Origin of the sequence: Rufibacter hautae, assembly GCF_008271695.1 — a bacterium.
GTDB lineage: Bacteria > Bacteroidota > Bacteroidia > Cytophagales > Hymenobacteraceae > Nibribacter > Nibribacter hautae.
In genome coordinates this window covers 961,981-984,421 of the sequence record NZ_VKKY01000001.1, presented here as the reverse complement: position 1 = coordinate 984,421, position 22,441 = coordinate 961,981, and the positions used below count along the sequence as shown (strand labels likewise).

Annotated in this window: 13 protein-coding genes; 5 read left to right on the top strand and 8 right to left on the bottom strand. The window is 54.1% G+C overall.

All coding sequences use genetic code 11. The annotated features are described in order from the left end of the window. The first annotated feature begins 124 nt into the window (after nucleotides 1-124). The 5 genes from FOA19_RS03780 to FOA19_RS03760 all read left to right on the top strand — a co-directional run bounded on the left by FOA19_RS03780 (nucleotide 125) and on the right by FOA19_RS03760 (nucleotide 4,131). On the top strand, nucleotides 125-1,549 hold the full coding sequence (locus FOA19_RS03780; protein ID WP_149089445.1) for a sugar MFS transporter: 1,425 nt from the start codon (nucleotides 125-127) through the stop codon (nucleotides 1,547-1,549). A gap of 125 nt (nucleotides 1,550-1,674) precedes the next feature. Then, nucleotides 1,675-2,073 (top strand): hypothetical protein, encoded by a 399-nt coding sequence (locus tag FOA19_RS03775; RefSeq protein ID WP_149089444.1) that lies wholly within the window; start codon nucleotides 1,675-1,677, stop codon nucleotides 2,071-2,073. 165 nt (nucleotides 2,074-2,238) lie between these two features. After that, entirely contained in the window at nucleotides 2,239-2,676 is a 438-nt protein-coding gene (locus FOA19_RS03770; protein ID WP_149089443.1) for a DUF1801 domain-containing protein, read from the top strand. A 78-nt stretch (nucleotides 2,677-2,754) separates the two neighbouring features. Continuing rightward, nucleotides 2,755-3,444 carry a helix-turn-helix transcriptional regulator gene (locus FOA19_RS03765; RefSeq protein ID WP_149089442.1) on the top strand — a complete coding sequence of 230 codons (690 nt, stop codon included), beginning with the start codon at nucleotides 2,755-2,757 and terminating at the stop codon, nucleotides 3,442-3,444. Nucleotides 3,445-3,603: 159 nt separating this feature from the next. Further along, nucleotides 3,604-4,131 (top strand): DinB family protein, encoded by a 528-nt coding sequence (locus FOA19_RS03760; protein ID WP_223808721.1) that lies wholly within the window; start codon nucleotides 3,604-3,606, stop codon nucleotides 4,129-4,131. 320 nt (nucleotides 4,132-4,451) lie between these two features. Here FOA19_RS03760 and FOA19_RS03755 read toward each other — a convergent pair whose 3' ends face one another. From FOA19_RS03755 to FOA19_RS03720, 8 genes are all read right to left on the bottom strand, one after another. Continuing rightward, nucleotides 4,452-6,590, bottom strand: a complete 2,139-nt coding sequence (locus FOA19_RS03755; protein ID WP_149089441.1) for a glycoside hydrolase family 97 protein — start codon at nucleotides 6,588-6,590, stop codon at nucleotides 4,452-4,454. Nucleotides 6,591-6,867: 277 nt separating this feature from the next. Continuing rightward, a complete protein-coding gene (locus FOA19_RS03750; RefSeq protein WP_149089440.1) occupies nucleotides 6,868-9,048 on the bottom strand; it encodes a glycoside hydrolase family 97 protein in 2,181 nt (726 codons plus the stop codon). Between the two features lie 576 nt (nucleotides 9,049-9,624). Next, complete coding sequence (bglX, locus tag FOA19_RS03745; protein ID WP_223808720.1) at nucleotides 9,625-12,015, bottom strand: beta-glucosidase BglX; 2,391 nt, start codon at nucleotides 12,013-12,015, stop codon at nucleotides 9,625-9,627. 218 nt (nucleotides 12,016-12,233) lie between these two features. Further along, complete coding sequence (locus FOA19_RS03740) at nucleotides 12,234-13,994, bottom strand: family 43 glycosylhydrolase (RefSeq protein WP_223808719.1); 1,761 nt, start codon at nucleotides 13,992-13,994, stop codon at nucleotides 12,234-12,236. Then, nucleotides 13,991-15,331 (bottom strand): glucoamylase family protein, encoded by a 1,341-nt coding sequence (locus FOA19_RS03735; RefSeq protein WP_149089439.1) that lies wholly within the window; start codon nucleotides 15,329-15,331, stop codon nucleotides 13,991-13,993. The genes FOA19_RS03740 and FOA19_RS03735 overlap by 4 nt, the downstream gene beginning before the upstream one ends. A gap of 48 nt (nucleotides 15,332-15,379) precedes the next feature. After that, nucleotides 15,380-17,002 carry a glucoamylase family protein gene (locus tag FOA19_RS03730; protein WP_149089438.1) on the bottom strand — a complete coding sequence of 541 codons (1,623 nt, stop codon included), beginning with the start codon at nucleotides 17,000-17,002 and terminating at the stop codon, nucleotides 15,380-15,382. A gap of 184 nt (nucleotides 17,003-17,186) precedes the next feature. Beyond that, a complete protein-coding gene (locus tag FOA19_RS03725) occupies nucleotides 17,187-18,680 on the bottom strand; it encodes a RagB/SusD family nutrient uptake outer membrane protein (protein WP_149089437.1) in 1,494 nt (497 codons plus the stop codon). Further along, nucleotides 18,667-21,642 carry a SusC/RagA family TonB-linked outer membrane protein gene (locus tag FOA19_RS03720; RefSeq protein ID WP_149089436.1) on the bottom strand — a complete coding sequence of 992 codons (2,976 nt, stop codon included), beginning with the start codon at nucleotides 21,640-21,642 and terminating at the stop codon, nucleotides 18,667-18,669. The genes FOA19_RS03725 and FOA19_RS03720 overlap by 14 nt, the downstream gene beginning before the upstream one ends. Nucleotides 21,643-22,441 lie beyond the last annotated feature (799 nt).

Sequence of the window (22,441 nt, the reverse complement as noted above, 5' to 3'; positions counted from 1 at the left end):
GGTTATTCCCTTGATTTCCAGCTTTCCGAAACGCTTACACCTTCCGGAGGAAAAGGCTGGGTAGCCCGTTTCTGAAGACCAGAACCGAAAACATTTCATCCCCTTACCAAACAGACCAAACAATATGGCAGGAATTTCCAGCAGCGCGGCCTCGGCTCCCGCGGTAACAGAGCCAGGTACCACCGGCAAGAGCTACACCGGTGCCTTGATGGTGGTGACCATGCTCTTCTTCATGTGGGGCTTCATCACGTGTATGAACGACATCCTCATTCCTAAACTGCAGCAGGTGTTCACGCTGCAGAACTGGCAGGCGATGCTCATCCAGACGGCCTTCTTCGGGGCCTATTTCATTGTCTCGTTGCTGTACTTCATTTTCTCGGTGACCAAAGGCGACCCTATTTTAAAGATCGGGTACAAAAACGGGATCATTGTAGGGTTGGCGGTAACGGCCATCGGCTGTCTCCTGTTCCTGCCCGCAGCTGATTCCCATTCGTACGGTTTGTTTTTGGGCGCTTTGTTCGTGCTGGCCTCGGGTATCACGGTGCTGCAGATCACGGCTAACCCGTACGTGTCCATCCTGGGACCGCCGGAGTCTTCCTCCAGCCGCATGAACATGACCCAGGCCCTGAACTCCTTCGGAACGACCATCGCGCCGATCATTGGTGGGTACCTCATCTTTGACCAGGTGTCTAACGATGCCGCCACCGCCGATTCGGTGAAAATGCCCTACGTGGGCCTGTCCATCACCTTGATCGTGATTGCCGTGATCATCAAACTGGCGCGCCTGCCCCGCCTCACCGGCGATGGTGCCGTGGCAGTGGCCGGTTCCGGGGCCTTGCAGCACAAACACCTGGTGCTAGGGATCATCTGTATTTTCATGTACGTGGGTGGCGAGGTGGCCGTGGGCAGCATGCTCATCAACTACTTCAAACTGCCGCAGATTGCCGGTCTGGACGAGTCTGAGGCCAAACACTTCCTGTCCTTCTACTGGGGCGGGGCCATGATTGGCCGTTTCTTCGGGGCGGTGGCGCTGGCGCAGTTCCGCAACAACTCGCTTAAGTACGTGATCATGGCGGTGATTGCCGCGGTGACCTTCGGGACGGTGTACGCCATCTATGACCTGAACCAAGCCTTGATTATCCTGGGGCTGATTGCTGCGAACTTCGTGGTATTGCTCCTGGGTCGTTTCATTCCTAACCGCACGGTGGGCCTTTACGCCACGGCCGTGATTGTACTGCTTTTGATCGGGACTTTCGGGCAGGGCGCCGTGGCCATGTGGGCCGTAATCGGGATTGGGTTGTTCAATTCCGTGATGTTCCCTACCATCTTTGACCTGGCCATCAAAGGCCTGGGCGTACACACCAGCCAGGGCTCGTCGCTGCTGGTGATGGCTATTGTGGGCGGCGCCATTGTGCCGCCGCTGCAGGGAATCGTGGCCGATGTGACCGGTGACGTGCAGCTTTCCTTCATCGTGCCCATGCTCTGCTACGCGTACATTGTCTACTACGGCTTCGTAGGCTATAGAACCCGCGAGGCTTATGTAAGATAAACCTTGGTTTAGGGGCAGTTTTTAAAAATCGGCCCTGAAACAGCGATCGCCCCGGCTTAGAAAAGAAATTTTCCAGGTCGGGGCGATTACTGTTTTGGCGCAAAAGTTTCTACCTTGGCAGCCTTATGAATACAAGAATGATCATGACGGCGAGCGCCGTTGTTATGGCGGCCCTGGGCTTTGCCGCTTCTTTTCTGCCGCAGGAGGTGTTGCTGTACGTAGGTGGGGAAACCACCGGCATGGCCCCTTTGCTCGTGCAACTGCTGGGCGCCTTGTACCTGGGCTTCGCCATCTTGAACTGGATGGCGAAGGGAAACCTGATTGGTGGTATCTATGCCCGTCCGCTGGCCATGGGGAACCTGCTGCACTTCTTCGCCGGCGCCATGGCGCTTCTGAAAGGCCTGTCCTCGGTGCACCAACCGGGCATCATGTGGGCGCTTGTTTTGGTGTATGGCGTATTTGCCCTGCTGTTTAGTCTGATCACGTTCCGGCATCCGCTGAAAACCTCTCTGGAGGGTAAATAGGCCCGGGTTGTTTTAAGCCGATTTCAGAAAAACGTGCCTGAAATACCTTCGCAAGGTTTGGCTCTGGCAGGTGTTTTTATCTGGTTTTAGCTCCCGATTTCTCAGCAAATTAGGTATCTTCATCCATGGCAAACCGATGGTGGTAAAAGCTAAAACACCAACGATATGGAAGCGGAAGAAATCCAGAAGTTTGACACGGTGGAGGAGCTGTTGGCTTTTCTGCCCCTGGAAGAACGCAAACTGGTAGCCGAGTTGCGGCAACTGGTGCTGGAATGCCTGCCTTACTGCGCAGAGAAGCTTTCCTACAACGTGCCGTTCTACGCTGGGCATACCCGAATCTGCTTTATCTGGCCCGGCTCGTTGCCCTGGGGACCCGTGAAGCAGAGGGGCGTGCAACTGGGCTTCTGCAACGGAAACCTGCTGCAAGACGAGACAAACTACCTGGAAAAAGGCAAGCGGAAGCAGGTGTTCACCAAGACTTTCCTCCACGTGCAGGATCTGGATTATGACCTCATCAGGATGCTGCTTTTCGAGGCCGGGGAAGTGGATGCCAGGCTGTTTGCTCAGAAGAAAAGCAGAATTAAAACTCGGCACAACGCCTAAAATCCAGTATGCCTTTTCGGCCTGGGTTTATAAAAACAGCTTAAAAGCGCACCTTTATTCTTTCAAACAAATACGCCTATGAACCGGGTAGACAGGCTTTTCGGGATACTGACCTTGCTGCAGTCCAAGAAATACGTGACCGCCGAGAAGATCGCGGAGGCGTTTTCCATTAGTGTGCGCACTGTCTACCGCGATGTGAAAGCATTAGGCGAGCAGGGCGTGCCCGTGGGCTTTGAGCCGCACAAAGGCTATTTTGTGGTACAGGGCTATTTTCTTCCGCCGGTCTCGTTTACCTCCGAGGAAGCCAACGCGCTGCTCTTGATGGAGGCCATGGTTTTCGGGTTCACGGATAAATCCATCCATACGCATTATGCCTCGGCGCTGAGCAAAGTGAAAGCTGTGCTGCGCACTACCCAGAAAGAAAAGCTGGACTTCCTGAACAACCACATCAAGCTGCAACTGCCGCCCTGCCTCAACAATGACTACGAGTACCTGGCAATTATTCAGCAGGCCATCTCAGAGAAGACTATCCTGGAGATCGGGTATAAAAACAAAAATGAGGAGGTGAGTAAGCGGCAATTAGAACCCATCGGGCTAATCTTCTACGCCTACAGCTGGCACCTCATCGGGTGGTGCCATCATCGCCAGGATTACCGCGATTTCAAGGTGTCTCGCATTCTCACCATCAGAAACACCGGGCTGCCTTTCTGCAAAACCGAGCACATGGCCGTGAGTGAGTACATGAAACATTTACCCGTGCCGTATTGATTTGGGAGGCTTGTCTTGAAAACCGTTTTTATGCCTTTTTTTCAGAAATCAGGCTTAAAGCAGAACCTCAAAAAATAAATCTTACTTCCTGAAAGTAGACTGCCATAGGGTTGTCAGTGGGTGACTTTTTCTTTGTGTCATCACTAAACCACTAATCGTATGTCAGAGATGCAAACCACCGTCGCCACCACTACTATCCTGGATCTGCTCGCCAAAGAACTGGAGCAGGAAGCTGTCACTACCCGTAAGATGCTGGAACGCATTCCAGATGACAAGTACGACTGGAGACCTCACCCCAAAAGCATGGACATCCGCACGCTAGCCACACACATCGCGGATCTGCCGTCTTGGGTAGGCATGACCCTGACCACGAGTGAACTTGATTTCGCCAAAAATCCCTATAACCCCAGAGTAGTGAACACCACCGCCGAGGTGCTGGCCTATTTTGAGGAAATGCTGGATGACGCCAGAAAGCACCTTTCTGAAAACACCGATGAGTACCTGAACGAGGAATGGACCCTCAGAGAAGGAGAAACCATCTATCTCACCTCCACCAAATATGATGTGTTGCGCATGACCATGAGCCAGATCATCCACCACCGGGCGCAGTTGGGCGTGTTCCTGCGTCTGCTCAACGTACCCATCCCCGGCAGCTATGGCCCCAGCGCCGATGAAATGGGGATGTAATCTTTACGCCAAAACGCCAAATCAATGCAGATTCTCCCCTTGAGGGGAGCGTAGAGGGGTGTTTACATCTGCGGGTTCACATATTGCTTATTTATTTGCGATGCCATCCTGAGTTGCCGTTTCTTACCTGAAAGTTTACCTCTTACAATTGGGAATGCTATGATCAGCAGGTGTAAACACCCCTCTACGCTCCCCTCAAGGGGAGAATCTTCTCGTTGAAACGGAGATACTTTTGGCAAGTGACAATCTTCTCAACACAAAGCAAAAAGCCCTATCAATGCATTTGACAGGGCTTTTTGTTAAAACAAGTAAGAAACTTCTTACAACTTAGGCAGGTCTTTTACTTCTTTCTTGCTGCCTTCTTTGATGCTGATGGCTACGCCGCCGCTGGAGGCCAGGCGTTGTTTGATGACACTGTTAGGAGTCACCACTACTTTTTTCACGGTGTAGCTCTGCGGTTTTTTGTCGTAGCTGGCATCGGCGCCGTCAGCGTAGATGGTGGCGATGTACTGCTTGCCTTTGGGTAGGAAAGACAGGTTCACAGCGGCCGTCCGCGGGTTCTCATCGGTCACGCCGCCTACGAACCACTCATCTTTGCCTTTCGCTTTGCGGGCGGTGGTCACGTAATCGCCGGGCTCGGCTTCCAGTACGTAGGTGTCATCCCAATCCACGGCCACGTCTTTGATGAACTGGAACGCATCGGGGAAGCGGAGGTAGTTCTCAGGCAGGTCGGCGGCCATCTGCAGCGGGCTGTACATGGTCACGTAGTAAGCCAATTGTTTCACCAAGGTGGTGTTCACGCGCTGTTTGTTGTTGGTGCCGTAGATGGATAAATCGGTTTGGAAAATACCGGGCGTGTAGTCCATCGGGCCACCCATCAAACGCGTGAACGGAAGGATGGTGGTGTGTTCTGGGACCAGACCGCCCATGGCCTCAAACTCGGTACCGCGGGCCGATTCCTGCGCAATCCAGTTCGGGAAGGTGCGGTTAAGGCCGGTGGGGCGCACAGCTTCGTGACTGTTGACCATGATCTTGTAATCGGCGGCGGTGTTGGCTACGTGAATGTAGTGGTTCACCATCCATTGGCCGTCGTGGTGCTCGCCGCGCGGGATGATCTGGCCCACATAGCCGGTTTTTACGGCGTTGTAACCGTTGTCTACCATGAACTGGAAGGCAGGATGCAGGCGGCGCTCATAGTTGGTAGCCGAGGCCGAGGTCTCGTGGTGCATCATGAGTTTCACCTTTTTAGAAGCAGCATAGCGCTGCAATTCCTTCACATCGAAGTCTGGGTAAGGCGTGGTGAAATCAAATACGTTCTCTTTCCAGTTGCCAATCCAGTCTTCCCAACCAATGTTCCAGCCTTCCACCAGCACCGCATCGAAACCGTGCTCAGCCGCGAAGTCAATGTGTCTTTTCACGTTCTGGGTAGTGGCGCCGTGGCGGTTGTTGGGCGTGAGTTTGCTGAAATCCTGGTCTAGTTTCACGTTGTTCTCGGTACCGTAGGCCCAGGTGCTTTTGCCGGCCACAAAGTATTCCCACCACACGCCAATGTATTTCACCGGCTTGATCCAGGAAACGTCTTTGTATTTGGTGGGCTCGTTCAGGTTCAGAATTAATTTGGAGGCCAGAATGTCCGTGGCTTTGTCGCTCACGATGATCGTGCGCCAGGGCGTCTGGGCATCGGTTTGCATGTAGCCCTTGTTGCCCACGGCATCGGGTACCAGGTGCGATTTCATCCGGAGGGTTTTGGCATCCACTTCCAGGTCCATGGCCGGGTAGTTGATGAGCGCCGCCTCGTGGATGTTGATGTACAGGCCATCGGAGGATTTCATCATGGAAGGCGTCTGCACCGATGGTTCTTTGATAGGCGTCTGCGCCGTGATCTGCACGGTGGCTTTCTTCTGCAAACCGGGAATCTCCGATAATTTGGAGGTGGTGTACGGATACTCGTTCGTGTCATAATCGCCCGGAATCCAGAAGATCTTGTGGTCGCCGGCCAAGTTGAATTGGGTGTGCTCTTCCTTGATCACGAAGTAGTTCAACTCTTTCTGTTTCGGGAACTCGTAGCGGAAGCCCAGCCCGTCGTTGAACAACCGAAAGCGGAGGCGGAGGATGCGGTCTTTCTGCGCCTTCTGGGTAAGCGTCACCAACAGTTCGTTGTAGTTGTTCTTGATGGTTTTCTGCTCACCCATCACCGGCTCCCAGGTGTCGTTCACCGATTGCAGCTCGGTTTTAACTATGGTGAAGCCATCCAGGAAAGAAGCCACGTCCTTGGTCTCAATGCCCAGGGTACTGGGTTTGATGACCGGTTTTTTCTTGTAGGTCAGTTGGTAAGAGGGAACGCCTTTCTCTTTCAACTCAAACTTGAACGTGAAGTTCTTGTCGGGCGAGGTGAGCGTCTGGGCCTGCAGTTGCACCGTGAAGGCGCAGGCCAGGAGAAACAATAAGATTCTTTGCATGGGTAACAAGGATATAGGTATAGGGTTCGGGTTGTTTTAAGGCCAATTTTAAAGAAACAGCATGAAAACTGTTTTCTCTTTCCGGCCATCAGTTTGTGAGGCTGCAACCAAAACGGAGAAAGTGTACCGCAAGTTAAAGGCTCCTTTCTGATTTCCGGATGATTTTCTAAAAAAGCCTCTTAAACGCAAAGAAGCATCAGGCATTAAAACAGAAACGGGCTGACCGGAAAACCCGCCAACCCGTTTCTGCTGTATTCTATGAAATGAGAGCTTAAAACTACTTTCCGGTAGCCTCCACAAAGCTGATGGCGTACCCGCCGCCCGGGGCCACAAACTGCGACAGCTTGGACTTGCTGGTCACGTTCACCTTCCGGATGTTATAGGCCTGCGGATTGGTTTTGTAGTGGGCGTCTTTGGCATCGGCGTAGATGGTGGCCACGTACTTCTTGCCTTTGTCCAGGAAGTCCAGCTTGATGTTGGAGGTGCGGGCCTCGTTGCCGCCCACGCTGCCCAAGAACCACTGGCCGGTGCCTTTGGCCTTACGCGCCACGGTGATGTACTCGCCCGGCTCGGCCTCCAGGTACTTGCTGTCATCCCAGTCTACGGCTACGTCTTTGATGAACTGGAACGCATCCGGGAAGCGGTCGTAGTTCTCAGGCAGATCAGCGGCCATCTGCAGCGGGCTGTATAGGGTCAGGTACAGGGCCAGCTGGTTGGCCAGGGTGCTGTTTACATGCGACTTGTTGTCGGGGTTGAGCTTGCTCAGGTCCATCTCGAAGATGCCCGGCGTGTAGTCCATCGGGCCTCCCAGCAAACGGGTGAAAGGAATCAGAGTGACGTGGTTGGGCTTGGAGCCCCCAAACGACTGGTACTCGGTACCGCGGGCAGATTCGTTCCCGATGAGATTAGGGTAGGTACGCGCGATACCGGTAGGGCGTACGGCCTCGTGGGCATTCACCATGATCTTGTACTCGGCGGCTTTCTCCAGGGCGTGTTGGTAGTGGTTCACGATCCACTGACTGTAGTGGTTCTCGCCGCGCGGCAGGATATCGCCCACGTACCCGCTTTTCACCGCATCGTAGCCGTTGTCTTTCATGAACTGGTAGGCTTTGTCTAGGTGGCGCTCATAGTTGCGTACCGAGGAAGAGGTCTCGTGATGCATGATCATCTTCACGCCTTTTGACTGGGCGTACTCCCGGATGCCTTTCACATCAAAGTCTGGGTACGGAGTCACGAAATCGAACACGTAGTCTTTGGAGTTCCCGAACCAGTCTTCCCAGCCCACGTTCCAGCCTTCCACCAGTACGCCGTCAAAGCCGTGCTTGGCCGCGAAGTCAATGTAGCGTTTCACGTTGGCCGTGTTGGCGCCGTGGGTTCCGTTGGGTTTGGCCTTGGAAAAATCGGTGATACCCAGCTGCACGGTAGGGTAATCGTTGGTGTACGACCAGGTGCTCTTGCCGGTGATCATCTCCCACCAAACACCCACGTATTTCACGGGCTTGATCCAGGAGGTGTCCTTGATCTTGCTGGGCTCGTTGAGGTTGTAGGTCATCTTGGAAGCCAGGATGTCGCGGGCATCGTCGCTCACGATCACCGTGCGCCAAGGGGTGCTGCGCGGCGCCTGCATGTAGCCTTTGTCGCCAATGGCATCGGGCGTGAGCCAGGACTCAAACACCAGGCTCTTGTCGTCCAGGTTCAGGTGCATGGCCGGGTAGTCGATCAAAGCCGCCTCGTGCAGGTTGATGTACAGGCCGTCTTTGGATTTCATCATCAAAGACGTCTGCACGCCGGTAGGGGAGAAAGTGGTCTGCGACAGGTTGTTCGTCACCGCCTTGGACATGATGCCCTTGATCTCCGATAGTTTGGAGGTGGTGTAGTCGTACTCCTGCGTGTCATAGTCGCCAGGAATCCAGAAGGCAGTGTGGTCACCGGCCATGCCAAACTGGGTTCTCTCTTCCTTGATCACGAAGTACGTCAGGTTCTTCTGGGTAGGGAATTCGTAGCGGAAGCCCAGGCCGTCGTCGAACAACCGGAAACGGACCACCATCTGGCGGTCGGTGCCTTTCTGGTTCATGGTCACGGCCAATTCGTTGTAGTGGTTCCGGATGGTTTTCACCTCGCCCCACACCGGGTTCCAGGTCTCGTTGAAAGTAGCGGTTTTGGTATCGGTGACGGTGAAGTTGTCGTGCAGGGAGCCCTGCAGGTTCACGGCTTTCTGCTCCATGTTGGCATCTGAGCCGCCCGAGGCCGTCGCGGCGCCTTTGGTGATCAGCTCAAAACCCAGTTTGCTGGGCTTGATGACCTGTTTGCCTTTGTAGGTGAGGGTATAGGTGGGAACCCCGTTTCCCTGCAGCGAGAAGCGCATGCTGAATTTCCCGTTCGGTGATTTCAGTTCCTGCCCTTGGGCCATTCCCACGAAAAACACCATCAGGAGGGTCAATAAAGAAAGTTTACTCATGTTTTATCTGCGATTGTTGAATGGAATCAATAAAGCTACTTGATTTTGACGAGACAAAAGCAATTCAATCCATCTTAGCTAAGTTGCCAACGTTTGCATAAGCTGGGATTTTCGGTTTCCCAGAGATCAGCGTGAACTTGGGAATTGAAAGAAACTATTCATTTCACCAACTGCTCTTTTCACCAACTGCGGTTATTCAGAGCAGACTCTCCCCTTGAAGGGAGATAAAGAGGGGTGTTTACACAGGAGGACATGCATCTTGCATGTAGGAGCAATCCCTTGTGGTTGCCCTCTGCCGTTGAGCACTGTTGAGGGCAACCACAAGGGATTGCCCCTACATCTTTATCCTTGCAAAAATTACCCACAGTTGGAAACACCCCTCTTCGCTCCCCTCAAGGGGAGAGTCTGCCTTGTGCAAACGCAGGTGGCATATAGGACGCTAAACTGCTGAAGCCTTGAGACCAATTCCGATTTTAATAGCAGCATAACCACAACGACGAGATCGGGTTTAGGGGCTGTTTCCTGGAAAACAGCCCCTAAACCCGATTAAGTCTTTCTACTAGGTTCCGTTCTCCGTTACGGATTTCCCGCCGAGGCCCCGGAAGAAGTAAACGTAAAAGGCGCAGACTTCACGTCACGGGAGTTGGGGCCCACGTACACGATGAAATCGCCGGGTTCGGCTACGTACTTCATGTTGATGTCATAGAACTTGAGGTCGTTCTCGGTGAGGTTGAAGGTCACGGTCTGGGTCTCGCCTTTCCGGAGGAATACCTTCCTGAAGTTCTTCAATTCTTTCACCGGCCGGGAGACGGTGCCCACCAGATCCTGCACGTACAACTGCACCACTTCTTCGCCATCATAGTTGCCGGTATTCTGCACCTGCACGCTCACGGTCATGTTGCCGCCCGTCTGCAGATTGGCGCTGCTCAACGTAGGGGCGGAGATAGAGAACGTAGTATAGCTCAACCCAAACCCGAACGGATACAGCGGATCATTGGACACGTCCAGGTAGCGCGATTTGTACTTGTCCAGTTGCTGCCCACCGTACGGCCGACCGGTGGTTTTGGCGTTGTAGTAGATGGGCACCTGCCCCACGTTCTGAGGGAAAGTGGCCGTGATCTTCCCGGACGGATTATAGTTCCCGAACAGCACATCGGCGATGGCGTTGCCGCCCTCGGTACCCGCGAACCAGGTTTCCAGGATGGCATCGGCGTTGTCGTTTTCCCACTTCAAGGCCAGCGGACGGCCATTCATGAGCACCACTACCAAGGGCTTACCGGTGGCTTTCAGGGCTTTGAGCAAGTCCAACTGACGGCCTGGCAAGGTGATATCGGAGCGGCTAGAGGCTTCACCCGTCATGCCTTGTGATTCGCCTACCACGGCTACTACTACATCGGCCCGACGGGCGACCTGCACCGCTTCCTTAATCATGGTTTCCGCAGAGCGTGGGTCAACTTCAATGTTGCCGCTGTGGGCATTCAACCGGCGCAGCATCAACGTGTCATCCGCGATGTTGGCGCCTTTGGCGTAGGTGATCTTCACGTCCGGTCCGGCTACGTTCCGGATGCCTTGCTCTACTGAGATGGCTTGTTTCCAGTCGCCGGCACCGTTCCAGTTGCCTAGTTGGTCTACCTGGCTTTTCACCAGCGGGCCCACCAGCGCAATGGAACCTGTTTTCTTAAGGGGTAGCGTCTGGTTCCGGTTTTTCAGCAGGACCATGGTGCGGCGGGCAATGTCACGGGAGGCATCGCGGTACTCTTTTTTCAGGAGGGTTTCTTTAGCGCGCTGCTCGTTGGCATAGCGATAGGGGTCTTCAAACAAACCCAGTTTGTACTTGGCCTCCAGAATGCGGCGGCAGGCGACGTTGATTTGCTCTTCGGTGACTTTCTTGTCGCGTACCAATTGGCCTAAATGTTTCAGGAAGACTTCGCCCACCATGTCCATGTCAATGCCGGCGTCCAAGGCTACTTTGGCAACTTCGTACTCGTTTTTGCCCAAGCCGTGCGGAATCAGCTCGTTGATGGCGGTGTAATCGGTGACCACCATCCCATCAAAGCCCCACTGGTTCCGGAGCAGCTCGGTCATGAGCCAGCGGTTGCCGGTGGCGGCCACACCGTTGATGTCGTTGAACGAGGACATGACGCTGGCGGCACCTGCATCCAGGGCGGCTTTGTAAGGCGGCAGGTATTCTTCCATCATGCGGCGCTCACTCATATCGGTGGTGTTGTAGTCGCGGCCGGCCTCGGCGGCACCGTACAGCGCGAAATGCTTCACGCAGGCCATCACCGTGTTGTTCGCCGATAAGTCATTGCCCTGGTAGCCGCGCACCATGGCCTTGGCCACCTGACAGCCCAGCCAGGTGTCTTCGCCGGCCCCCTCGGCTATGCGGCCCCAGCGCGGATCACGGGCGATGTCTACCATGGGCGAGAAAACCCAGTTCAACCCATCTGCGGAGGCCTCGTCGGCGGCGATGCGGGCGCTGCGCTCAATGGCGGCCAAATCCCACGAAGCGGCCAGGGCAATGGGCATCGGGAAAATGGTGCGGTGCCCGTGGATGACGTCGTACCCGAAGAGGAGCGGGATTTTGAGCCGCGATTGGGTGATGGCCTTTTCCTGCAGTTTGCGCACGGCAATGGGCGTAAACGTGTTGAACACGCCGCCCACCAGCCCTTTGGTGATGTTCTCATCCACGTTCTCGCTCACCACCGGCCCCGTCACCGTAAAGCCCACCGACACTAAGTTCAGTTGCCCGATCTTCTCCTCCAGCGTCATCTTGCCCATGAGGTCGTCGATGAAGGCTTTCATTTTGGGGTCCTGCGGTCGGTTAGGGATGGGGTTAGTGGCGGTGGCCGCAGGCTGGTTTTGTCCGGTGCCGTTGGAGGCGGTTTCCGGGGTTTTCTGCGGGGGCATCTGCGTGCAGCCTCCACTTATCAGCAGGATCAAAGCAAGGGTAAAATTTCTCATCATGCGCGCGTGTTTAGTGGCTTCTAATGGTATTCTTACATTCTTCTATCGACTAGCCGATGACCTTTTGCTTGGGAACTCCGGCTTGGCGTTTTAAGTCAGTTTTAATGAAATCAGCCCGGAAACGGAACCGTTCTTCGGGCGCATTTCACGTGCTATTTCACCTGATTTCAGGCGAGGCGTTTCGGGGCTGATTTCCTGAAATCAGCTCTAAAACACCTTTATTTCGATTCTATCACTTTGGTACGTTCCGAGACGCCGTTCTCGTTAATGGCCTCAATTTGGAAGTAGTAGGGCTGTTCTTTGTCCATCCCTTTGAAGTAGTACTCGCCGCCGCCGTGCACCATAATGCAGTTATAGAGTTTGTCCGGTGACACGCCCGTGTAGAGGTTGTAGGCGTAGGCATCGCTCACCTGCGACCATTTGATCCAGGCGCTGCGTTTGTCTTTCTCGGTGCGCAGGATGGTGAGGTCTTTTACGGCCTGGGGCTTTTTGCCGTTTCCGCTCCCGAATACCCGGAAACCGCTGATGGCGAATTTGCCGGTGGGCATGTGCAGGTTCTCCAGTTTGAGGTAACGGGCCTGCACGGGCTTGTCCAGCTCAATGTAGTCGTGCGGCACATCGGTTTTGTTCTGGCTTTTGTCTACCAGCACCTTCCAGGTTTTACCATCCAGGGAACTGTACAGCTTGTACTGGTGATAGATGTTGGTCTGCTTGCCCAGGAAGGTCACGTCTTGGTCGGCGTAGTTGAGTTGGATGGCGTTGACGGTGCTGGGTTGGCCCAGATCGGTCTGGATCCATTCGCCTTTGTTGCCGGTGGCGGCGCTCCAGTAGGTTTTGATACTCTCGTCCACGGCGTAGTTGGGTGCGTAGGCTGCCAGCGTAGAGGAAACCGTCACGGGCTTGTTGTAGTTGAGGAGCATCCAGCCGGTGAAGCGACTCTTGAGATGATCTGCGGGGCCGTTGGGCAGGTAATGCGGGTAATCGCCGAAGGTGGTGTTGCAGTACAGCACGCCGTCTTTGTCGAACCCAGCCGGCCACACGCCCAGGCGCCGCTCGAAGTTGTTTTTCACCGCGATGACCAGCGTAGAGACGTGCCACCAGTTGTTCCATTTGTCTTTGAAGGAGTTGCCGTGCCCCGCCCCGCGCTCGAATCCGCCCGGTTTGTAGGCGAACGGATTGTGCGCCTGCGGTTTAAACGGGCCCAGCGGACTGTCGCCCACCTGCACGCCATCGGCGTAGCCGCTGAATTCAGTGCCGGGTGCGCCGTACTGCAGGTAATATTTGCCGTTGTGCTTGTCCATCCAGGCGCCTTCCATGAACGGGTCCAGGAAGGTGTTGTCCAGGTACTCCCCGAAACGCTGCCACCCAAACCGCTCATGATTCAACCCGATCATCTCCTTTTTCTCCCCGATCGGTTCAAAAGTCTTCCGGTTGATCTCGATGCCGTACATGGGGTACACGTTGCTGCTGCCCCAGTAGAGGTACAGGCGGTTGTCATCGTCCAGGAAAAAGGCGGGGTCCCAGGCGCCCACCTGGAACGGCTCCACGGCTTCCTTCCATTGGTTGGCCTTAGGGTTGGTGCTCATCCAGAGCGGGAAATTCTTCTCGTGCGTAGACCCGAACACCAGCAGCGTATCGCCCAAGACGAATACCGCCGGGGCGCACAGATCGTCGTAGACTTTATGGTGCGGCTTCAGGAAGGACTTGGACACGAAGTTCCAGTTGTAGAGGTTGTTGCTCCACCAGTAACCCCACTGATTGGTGGAAAACAGGTAATAATCGCCTTTGTACATGACAATGACCGGATCGGCGGTGGCGCGGTGCTTCCCGGCTTCGGTGAAGTGCGGGATGGGCGTGTAGCCGTAATCCAGGTTCATGGGGTTGCAGTAGGTGCGCTGCGGTTTGGGCTGGCCTGTGACCGGTAAGTGCATGGCCCAGGAGAAGAGAAGGAGGAGCAGAAGGTTAGTTACTGTTTTCATTTGCTCGCATTTACGGGTACCTGTGGACTTTCAAACCCAAGTTTCCGAAGGCCATTTTGCACATCCGGGATGCTCATGAACAGCTTCCAGAGCAGGCCGGTGCGGTGGTTTTCCATCATGACAATAATGGGCCCCTGGTCGATGGCCAGGTGCGAGTTGGCGTACCAGTTGTGGTGCTCACTGAAGGCATCCACGAAGCCGTACTCGGTCCAGGTTTTATCACCGAGGGTGTCATAGAAGTACCGCATCGCTTTCATGGAGAATTCCGGGGTGTAGGGGAACGACGACAAAGCCGCGGTAGGGGTGATCACGCCCAAATCCTCGGTGGGCGAGTGGGCGGCGTAGCCCCGGTAACTATCGCTGGCAGTGAGGCCCCAGGAGTTCTCTGAGTAGCCTTTGTACTTCTTGGGGTTCTCGATGCAGTAGGCCCGGTTGATGAGCGTGTGGCGTTTGTTCTGCTCCCAGTAATCAGCGTACTGGTCTTTGAGGCCCCTCGGATCGAGGCCCAAAAACGAATAATGGGCGAAAAACAGCGGCCCGCCGTAGTCAAAGCCCAGCGGCAGTTTGATGCCGTAGAACTCTCTGTCATTCCGGAAGTAGCTGTTGGTGGCCCAACCCTGGTGGTACACCTGCGGAGGGATGCTGAACCGCGGTGAGGAAGCGGCCAGCACGTAGGTGATCAGCCCTTCGTTCCAGCCCCGAAGTTGGTGGTTCATGCTCCAGCCGTTGTTGGGGCTCCAGTGCCAGTACAGCACGTTCTGCCCGCCCTGGGTGTGCCAGTTCCACTCAATGCCTTCCCACATCCAGAGGATCTTGTTGCGCACCTGGCTCTCGGTGGGGTTGTCCTGGTTGAAGTACTGGCGGGCGCAGAGCAGACCCTGGAACAGGAAAGAGGTTTCCACCAGGTCGCCTCCGTCATCTTTGGGGCTGAAGCGGATCACTTTGCCCGTGGCACCGTCAAGCCAGTGTGGGAACACGCCGTGGAACTGGTCGGCTTTCCAGAGGAAGTTCACGATTTTGAGCATCCGCTCGGCGGCCTGCTGGCGGGTGATCCACTTGCGTTCGGCGGCCACAATGATGCCCATCACCCCGAAGCCGGTGCCGCCGGTGGTCACTACCTCGCCGCCGTAGTCAAAGGCCACGTTGCTGCGCTCGCGGGCCATGCCGCTCACCGGGTGCCCGAAGTCCCAGAAATACCGGAATGTCTGCCGTTGCACCAGTTCCATGAGTTGTTCATCGGAGAGGTTTTTGGGGCGTTTCACGGTGCCTTTCTTCTGGGCTTGTACGCAGCCGCAGAAGAGAATCAGCAGAAGTGCTATGGTGTAGAAGTGCTTCATAGTTCGTTGGTTGGTGGTGTGCCGTTCTGTTTTGAGGCCGTTTTCCAGTTAATGCAGGAAAACCGACAGTTCTTTGTTAAGGATGCTGGCTTTAAGTCTGAGTTTGTAAGCCCCCGGCGAAAGCGTTTTTCCGAAATTGACCTGGTACTGCCCGCTTGCTTTGGTTTCATTGTTCCAGAGCGTCTCCATGACGGTGCCGTCCGGCTTCTCCACGGTCAAGGTCATGGGGCCTGCCTCTTTCACCGCCACGTCTATCCCGTAAGCATCGGCATCGGGGTGTTTCAGCAGATCAAACTGACCGCTTCTTACTTCCGGGATGGCCAGGTAGAAGCCTGTATCATAGACTGGTTTCGTGATGCCGGCCTTGGTCAAGCCAGCCTGGATTTCGGGTAGATTGGTGAAAAGACCCCATAAAAGCCCGCTGCGGTAGTTCTCCATCATGGCCACGATGGGTCCTTGGTCAATGGCCAGGTAATCTCTGCCCACCCAGTTCCGCTGCCTATTGTAGGCATCGTAAGGTCCGTAGGGGCCAATCATGATAGAGCTGAGTCCGCCGTACAGGTTCCGGAGCACCTGCATGGAGTAATAGGGCGTGTAGGGGAAAGAACCGAGCGCCGCGGTAGGCGTAACGGTGCCGTTGTCATTGGTAGGGCTGTGGGCCGAGTAGCCGAATGGATCATCAGAGGCCGTCAAACCCCACAAGCTTTCAGAATAGCCGTGTTCCCTGGGGGCCAGATGGATGCTGTAAGAGCGGTTGATGAGCGTGTGCTTTACGTTATGCTGCCAATAATTCACGTACTGGTCCTGCATCTGACGCGGATCCAAGCTCAAAAATGAATAATGGGCGAAAAACAGCGGTCCGCCGTAGGGTGGCCCAATCTCCAATTTATAGCCTTCCAGCGTCTGGGTACTTCTGAAGCCACTGCCAATCCAGGAAGTCTGGTACACCGCCGGAGAAATGGCATGGGTAGGGGAGGCCAGCGCCAGCACATACGCAATCAGTCCCTCGTTCCAGCCCTGGATGGGCATGTTCATTTCCCAACCAAAATCGGGGCTCCAGTGCCAGTACAGTTTGTTGTCGCCACGCGAGGCGTACCAGTCCCATTCCACGGTTTCCCAAAGCTGGGTGATCTTGGTGCGCAGCTCGGTTTCCTGGGCATCGGCGCCGTTGAAGTAAGCCCGGGCGGTAAGCAGTCCGTTTATCAGGAAAGCGGTTTCTATCACATCGCCGCCGTTGTCTTTGGCGCTGAACGGAATCACCTTGCCGTTGCTGCCGTTGAGCCAATGCGGCCAAACCCCGTGGAATCGGTCCGCCGAAGCCAGGAAGGTACAAAGCTTCAGTAAGCGTTCGGTAGCCTCTTGCCGGGTGATGAACTTGCGGTGCACGCCCACGATGATGGCTTGTACGCCGAACCCGGTGCCGCCGCTGGTAACCGTTTCATTGGAGTTAGTTCTTTCCCGGGCCATGCCCGAGGTTGGGTGCGCGTACTCCCAGAAGTAATTGAACGTTTCCCGCTGCACGCGGTCCAGCAACTCCCGATCATGGGCCACATTCGTAGGGTCCTCCGGCGGGAGCACCGTGGAGCCGTCAGGTTCGGTTTTGCCTATATCGCAGCCGAAGGTAGCCCAGGTGAGCAGAAGACAAAAGATGTAAAACGTGGGTTTGGTCATCTGGGGGAGAGTGCGTATAAGTCCTGTTGAATTAGCCTGTGGTAGTAGGGTATAGCGAGGCTGCTTTCAGGGTGTTTTCCTGAAAATGGGCCCGAAACGCAGGAGGCGTTCACACAAGAGGATACAGTTTAAAGGAAGGGCCGGGGCCTCAAATCCCCGGCCTTTTACCTGATCCTAATTCAAATTAGTAGCCTGGGTTCTGCGCCAGGGTACCACCGCTAAGGGTGATCTGGTTCTGAGGAATTGGCAAGACTTCGTTTTTGCCGGCGGTGAAGTTTTTGCCGTGTGCCCGCAACACATCAGCGGCTCTTCCCTGACGCACCAGGTCATAGAAGCGCTCACCGTTCTCTAGCGCCAGTTCTACCCGGCGCTCCTGCCAGATTTTCATCCGGAAGTCTTCTTTGGTGGTAAAGGAAAGCGGCGCCAGGCTGGCTCTCTCCCTAACCATGTTCAAAGAAGATTCTGCCTTACTGGTTTGCCCTAACTCATTCGCGGCTTCGGCATGCATGAGTAATATCTCGGCGTAGCGCAGGATGCGAATATTTTGGTCTTTTCCGTAGCCGCACACCTGGGTTACACTGGAAGGTACATACGCTTTCTGGTTATAGCGGGCACTAGGAGCCGTGGAAATGATGACATCCCCTTCTGGCGTGGTTTCGCCCCGGTACAGAATAGTGGCTTCTTTGCGCTCGTCGCCAGGCTCAAACGCAGCTTCCAGGCTTTCGGAAGGTACAAAGAAGCCCCATCCGAACTGGCCACGGACACCCTGCACCTCCGCCCATTGGCTATTGGAGGCATCGCAGTTTCCGGGCAGGGTCTGAGCCTGGATCTCAAAGATGGATTCGCTGTTGTTTTCGCCTTGTAATCTGAAAATCTGGTTGTAATCAGGTGTAAGGCTGTAGCCCAGGCCCATCACCTGTTCGGTGAGGGAGAGCACATCGGCCCATTGGGCCTGGTACAAATTCACCTTCGCTAGCATACCCAGCGCGGCTCCTTTGGTGGCCCGGCCAATGTCTGCAGAACCGTATGCAGTAGGTAAAACTGCCGCGGCATCGGTCAGGTCTTTCTCTATGAAGGCATACACTTCTTCCCTGGTGTTGCGGGCTGGGTTCAATTCTTCTGGATCTACGGGCACCCGGCTCATAATGGGCACACCGCCAAACGTTCTTACCAGGTTAAAGTAATGGTAAGCCCGCAGGAACTTGGCCTCGGCCAGGAGACGGGTTTTCAGGTTTTCGTCCATGGTGATGCCGGGCACGTTATCCAGGACGCGGTTGGCAAGGTTTATCCCTTGGTATTGTCCGGTCCAGTAGCCATTCAATTGACCTTCGGTGGAAGTCACGGTGAATTGGTCATACAGGTTCATGAACTCGGCATCACCGGGATCGCTGCCTTTCTCCGCGTCATCTGAAGTGACGGTGCTTACCGCCAGAAAGGCAAAGGCAATGTTGTTCCATTCCTTTAGGTTACCGTAGATGGAGTTTACCGCTTCCAGGGCATGGGCCTGTGTCTGGAAGAACTGGGTATTCACCGCCTGTCCTTCTGGCGGAACCTCCAGAAAAGAATCATCGCAGGAAAAGGACACTCCCAGGGTTAAGGTTCCGGCCAGAAGCCAGGTCAAGCGTTTTATTTTAGGTGATTTGTTTTCCATGGTGTTCATCTGATTAGAAAGTGACATTTACACCCAGGTTATAGGTGGCAGAAAGCGGGTAGACATTTTTGTCAATACCAAAGTCAATAGGGGTGGGGCCACCTACTTCTGGGGAGAAGCCATTATAGTCAAAGAGGGTAATCGGGTTCTGGGCATTCAGGAAGATTCTCAGTCCTTGCATTTTCCATCTAGTGACCATAGGGGCAGGGAAGGTATACCCTAGTTGCAGGTTCCTGATGCGCACATAGTCTCCGCTCTCCACATAGAAGCTGTTTGGATCCAGGTTGTTACCCGTCAGGTTGGCTGATGGGTAGGTGTTGGAAGATCCGGGCCCCGTCCAACGGTTGTCGTAGAAATCCTGGTCGTAGTTCTCGTTTCCGAAACGGGTGTTGCGGTTACCGTTATAGATGTCTCTATCGGCTACGCCCTGGATATCTAGTTGTAGGTCAATGTTCTTATACGCAAAGCCGGTGGTGATGCCGTAAGTAATGCCAGGATTTGGATTGCCTAAAACTGCTTGGTCTCTGGAATCAATCACTTTGTCATTGTTCAAGTCGCGGTACCTGAAATCACCTGGTTTGGCGCCCGTCTGGGCAGAGGCGGCTATCTCATCTGTGGTCTGGAAGATGCCGTCCATGATGTACCCGTAGAAAGAACCAATGGGGAGACCCACCCTGGAAATGGTGGCAAGATATCCGCCAAGGCCTAAACTCCCGGCAGCTAAGGAAGTGGCACCGGTAGCAAGGCCCGTAACCTCGTTTTCATTCTTTGAGAAGTTGGCCCCCACGTTGTAGGAGAAATCAGTTCCCACGGTGGCGTTCCAGCGTACCGCCAGTTCAATGCCCCTGTTTTGGAACGAAGCATAGTTCCCGATGATGGAACTGCTGGATGACCCGGAGGTACCAATGAGGGGCACCGTGAACACGGCTTTCTCCGTTTTCTTGTCGTACCAGTCTACCTCAATGTTAAGCCGGTTGTTCAGGAACCCGAACTCAGCCCCTAAATCGGTCTCTTTTACAACTTCCCACAGCAGGGTAGGCGGCGCAAAAGTGGTCACGTTCCTTCCTGGGTAGGCAATGCCGTTGAAGAAAGTGGTGTATTGGGGGGCATTGTTCACCGTAACCGTGGTAATGTTGGAGGGTACGTTGTTGTTGCCCAGTTTTCCCCAACTGGCCCTTAGTTTCAGGAAACTCAGGACTTCCTGATTTTTCAGGAAGGCTTCTTCGGTGACTACCCAGCCCAATCCAACAGAAGGGAAATAGTCATAGCGGTCGCTTTCTGGGAATTTAGAGGAACCATCGTACCGCAAGGTAGCCGTGAGCAGGTATTTGCCCATGAAGGAGTAGTTGACCCGCCCAAAGTAAGACAAGAACTTCTCTCTTCCGGCGCTATTGAAAGCTCTGAGGGTAGTAGGATCCCCGTTGCTCAGGTACAGGTTGGCTTCGGTTTCATAGGTCACCCCATTCACGGAACCGCCCAAGGTCTCGTTGAAAGCTTCCTGCGAGGATGTTCCGGCCAAGGCAGTAAGTTCATGGTCTCCGAACGTCTTTTGGAAAGTAAGTGTATTCTCCCAGAGCCAGCTGTTCGCTTTGCTTCTGCTTCTGGTAAGCGAACTAACCTGTGCCTTTTGGATAGTGGTTAACGAATCTTCTGACGTGAAATTCCGGTACTCATTGATGTTGTAGTCAAGCCCTAAACTGGTTCTGAAAGTGAATATGTTAAGGAAGTTCCACTCACCGAAGGCATTACCCGTTACGCGCTGGCCGTTGGATCTTTGGTTATACCAGTCCAGGGAGGCCTGCGGGTTACTAAAATTCCCGATGGGGTAATCAACTGGGTCTCCGTAGTTGCCATTCGCTTTTCTGACGGGTAATACCGGCGGAGCCACATAGGCCTGGTAAAAGATACCCCCGGGAATGTCTTTGGACTTATACCCGTAGAAGATACCGCTGTAGCCTACTTTTAATCGGGAAGAAAGCTTAACATCAGATTGCAGGCGGGCGGTAAGCCTTTCATATTCATGTCCTTTTACCACGCCTTCCTGGTTCAGGTAACCGGCGCTTACGCTGTACGTAGCCTTTTCTGTTCCGCCGGAGGCTGAGACCTGGTGGTTTTGGATATTCGCCGTCTGCAGGATTTCATCATACCAATCAGTAGTGGGAAAATTGGTACCTATGGTAGCAGGAGCATTTTTCTCATTGTAAAGCTGGGCGTATTCCTGGGCATCTGTCATTTCCAGTTTATTAGTTACGCGTTGCACGCCCACAAACCCGTTGTAATTGATTCTGGTTACGCCTTCCTTGCCACGTTTCGTGGTAACGATCACTACACCGTTGGCCGCCCTGATACCATAAATAGAGGCGCTGGAGGCGTCTTTCAGGATTTCCATAGACTCGATATCCGCGGGGTTGAGGAAGCTAAGATCAGACACGAAGGTTCCGTCCACCACATACAGCGGCTCGACTCCACCCTGGGCCGAGCCCACACCCCTGATCCTTACCTGGGGGGAAGCGCCCGGCGCGCCGGAGTTGGTCACCTGCACACCAGCCACCCTTCCCTGGATAGAACTTACCGGGTTCTGGGACGACTGCCGTTCAAATTCCTGGGCTTTCACGGAGGAGATGGAGCCTGTCACGTCTCGTTTCTGCTGCACCCCATACCCTACTACCACTACCTGCTCCAACTCATTGGCCGAGGACTGTAGTTGGATGTTGATGGAGGTTCTGCCGCCCACGGCCACGGTCTGGTCTACATAGCCAATATAGCTCACCACCAGGGTGGCATCTGAGGGTACGTTGGTGATGGTGAAATTACCATCGGCGTCGGTCTGGGCACCCAGAGTGGTGCCCCTTACCTGTATACTTGCGCCAATCAGGGGATCACTGTTCCCGGCATCGGTAATCCGGCCGGTTACAGTGATGTTGCCTTGTGCGTGGGCAAGATGGAAGGTTAACAGGTAAAAGAGGAATAGGAGTAGGGGTTGTTTCATAGGTAGTTTGGTATAAGAGTACACACTGCTGAACTGACCTAAAAGTCCTGACATTATTCACCAAAGGCTAAAAATCCGCCTCAACAATACTACATCATTTACGAAATTTTCAATATGCCCGTTTAAATGCAGTTTAATGCTAAGGAATAGGCATTTTTATACCTATTCAGTTATAAAAATCATAAGCTTTTGGTGGGTGTGTACTGCCCATGAGAGGTAATGATGTAGTAAAATGCGCCTTTCCCAGTTCAATTGGGCCCGGAGTTGAGGCTGTAAAACCTTTAGAAAGGCGTTAGCCTCCCCATGATTGTGAGAATTTCGTGCTTGAAGCGCTCCGCGATAATAGATAAGCTCCGGGTTCCTAAGGATAGAAACAAGCGGCTTTAAGGAGAGATGAGAGGTGAAAAACAAGGTTGTAGAGGCAAGCCGTTGGAAGGAGCCGAGATGAGCAACCCCCGGAAAAGGAATGTTTTTGTAGAGAGGCAGAAGGGGAGGATTCTGTTTCAGGGCTGTTATTGAAAAATTAATCCAAAAAAGCTGGCGGGTTCTGATCCTTTTGGTTTTGACCTGAGATTTGGAAAGGGTCAAGTAGGAAGAGGGGACAGGTGGCATTTCACGAAATGCTTGGCAAAACCGAAGCCTTTCTCTGCACCTCTGCAGGTCAATGGAAAACTATGAACGTGGTGTATAGAGGCTGATTTTTAGAAAACAGGCCCTAAACACCACGTTCATGAAAGGTGTTTGAAGTAACAATTGATTTCGGTCAGAGCCAGAGGCGCATCTACGTGGCGAGTAATTT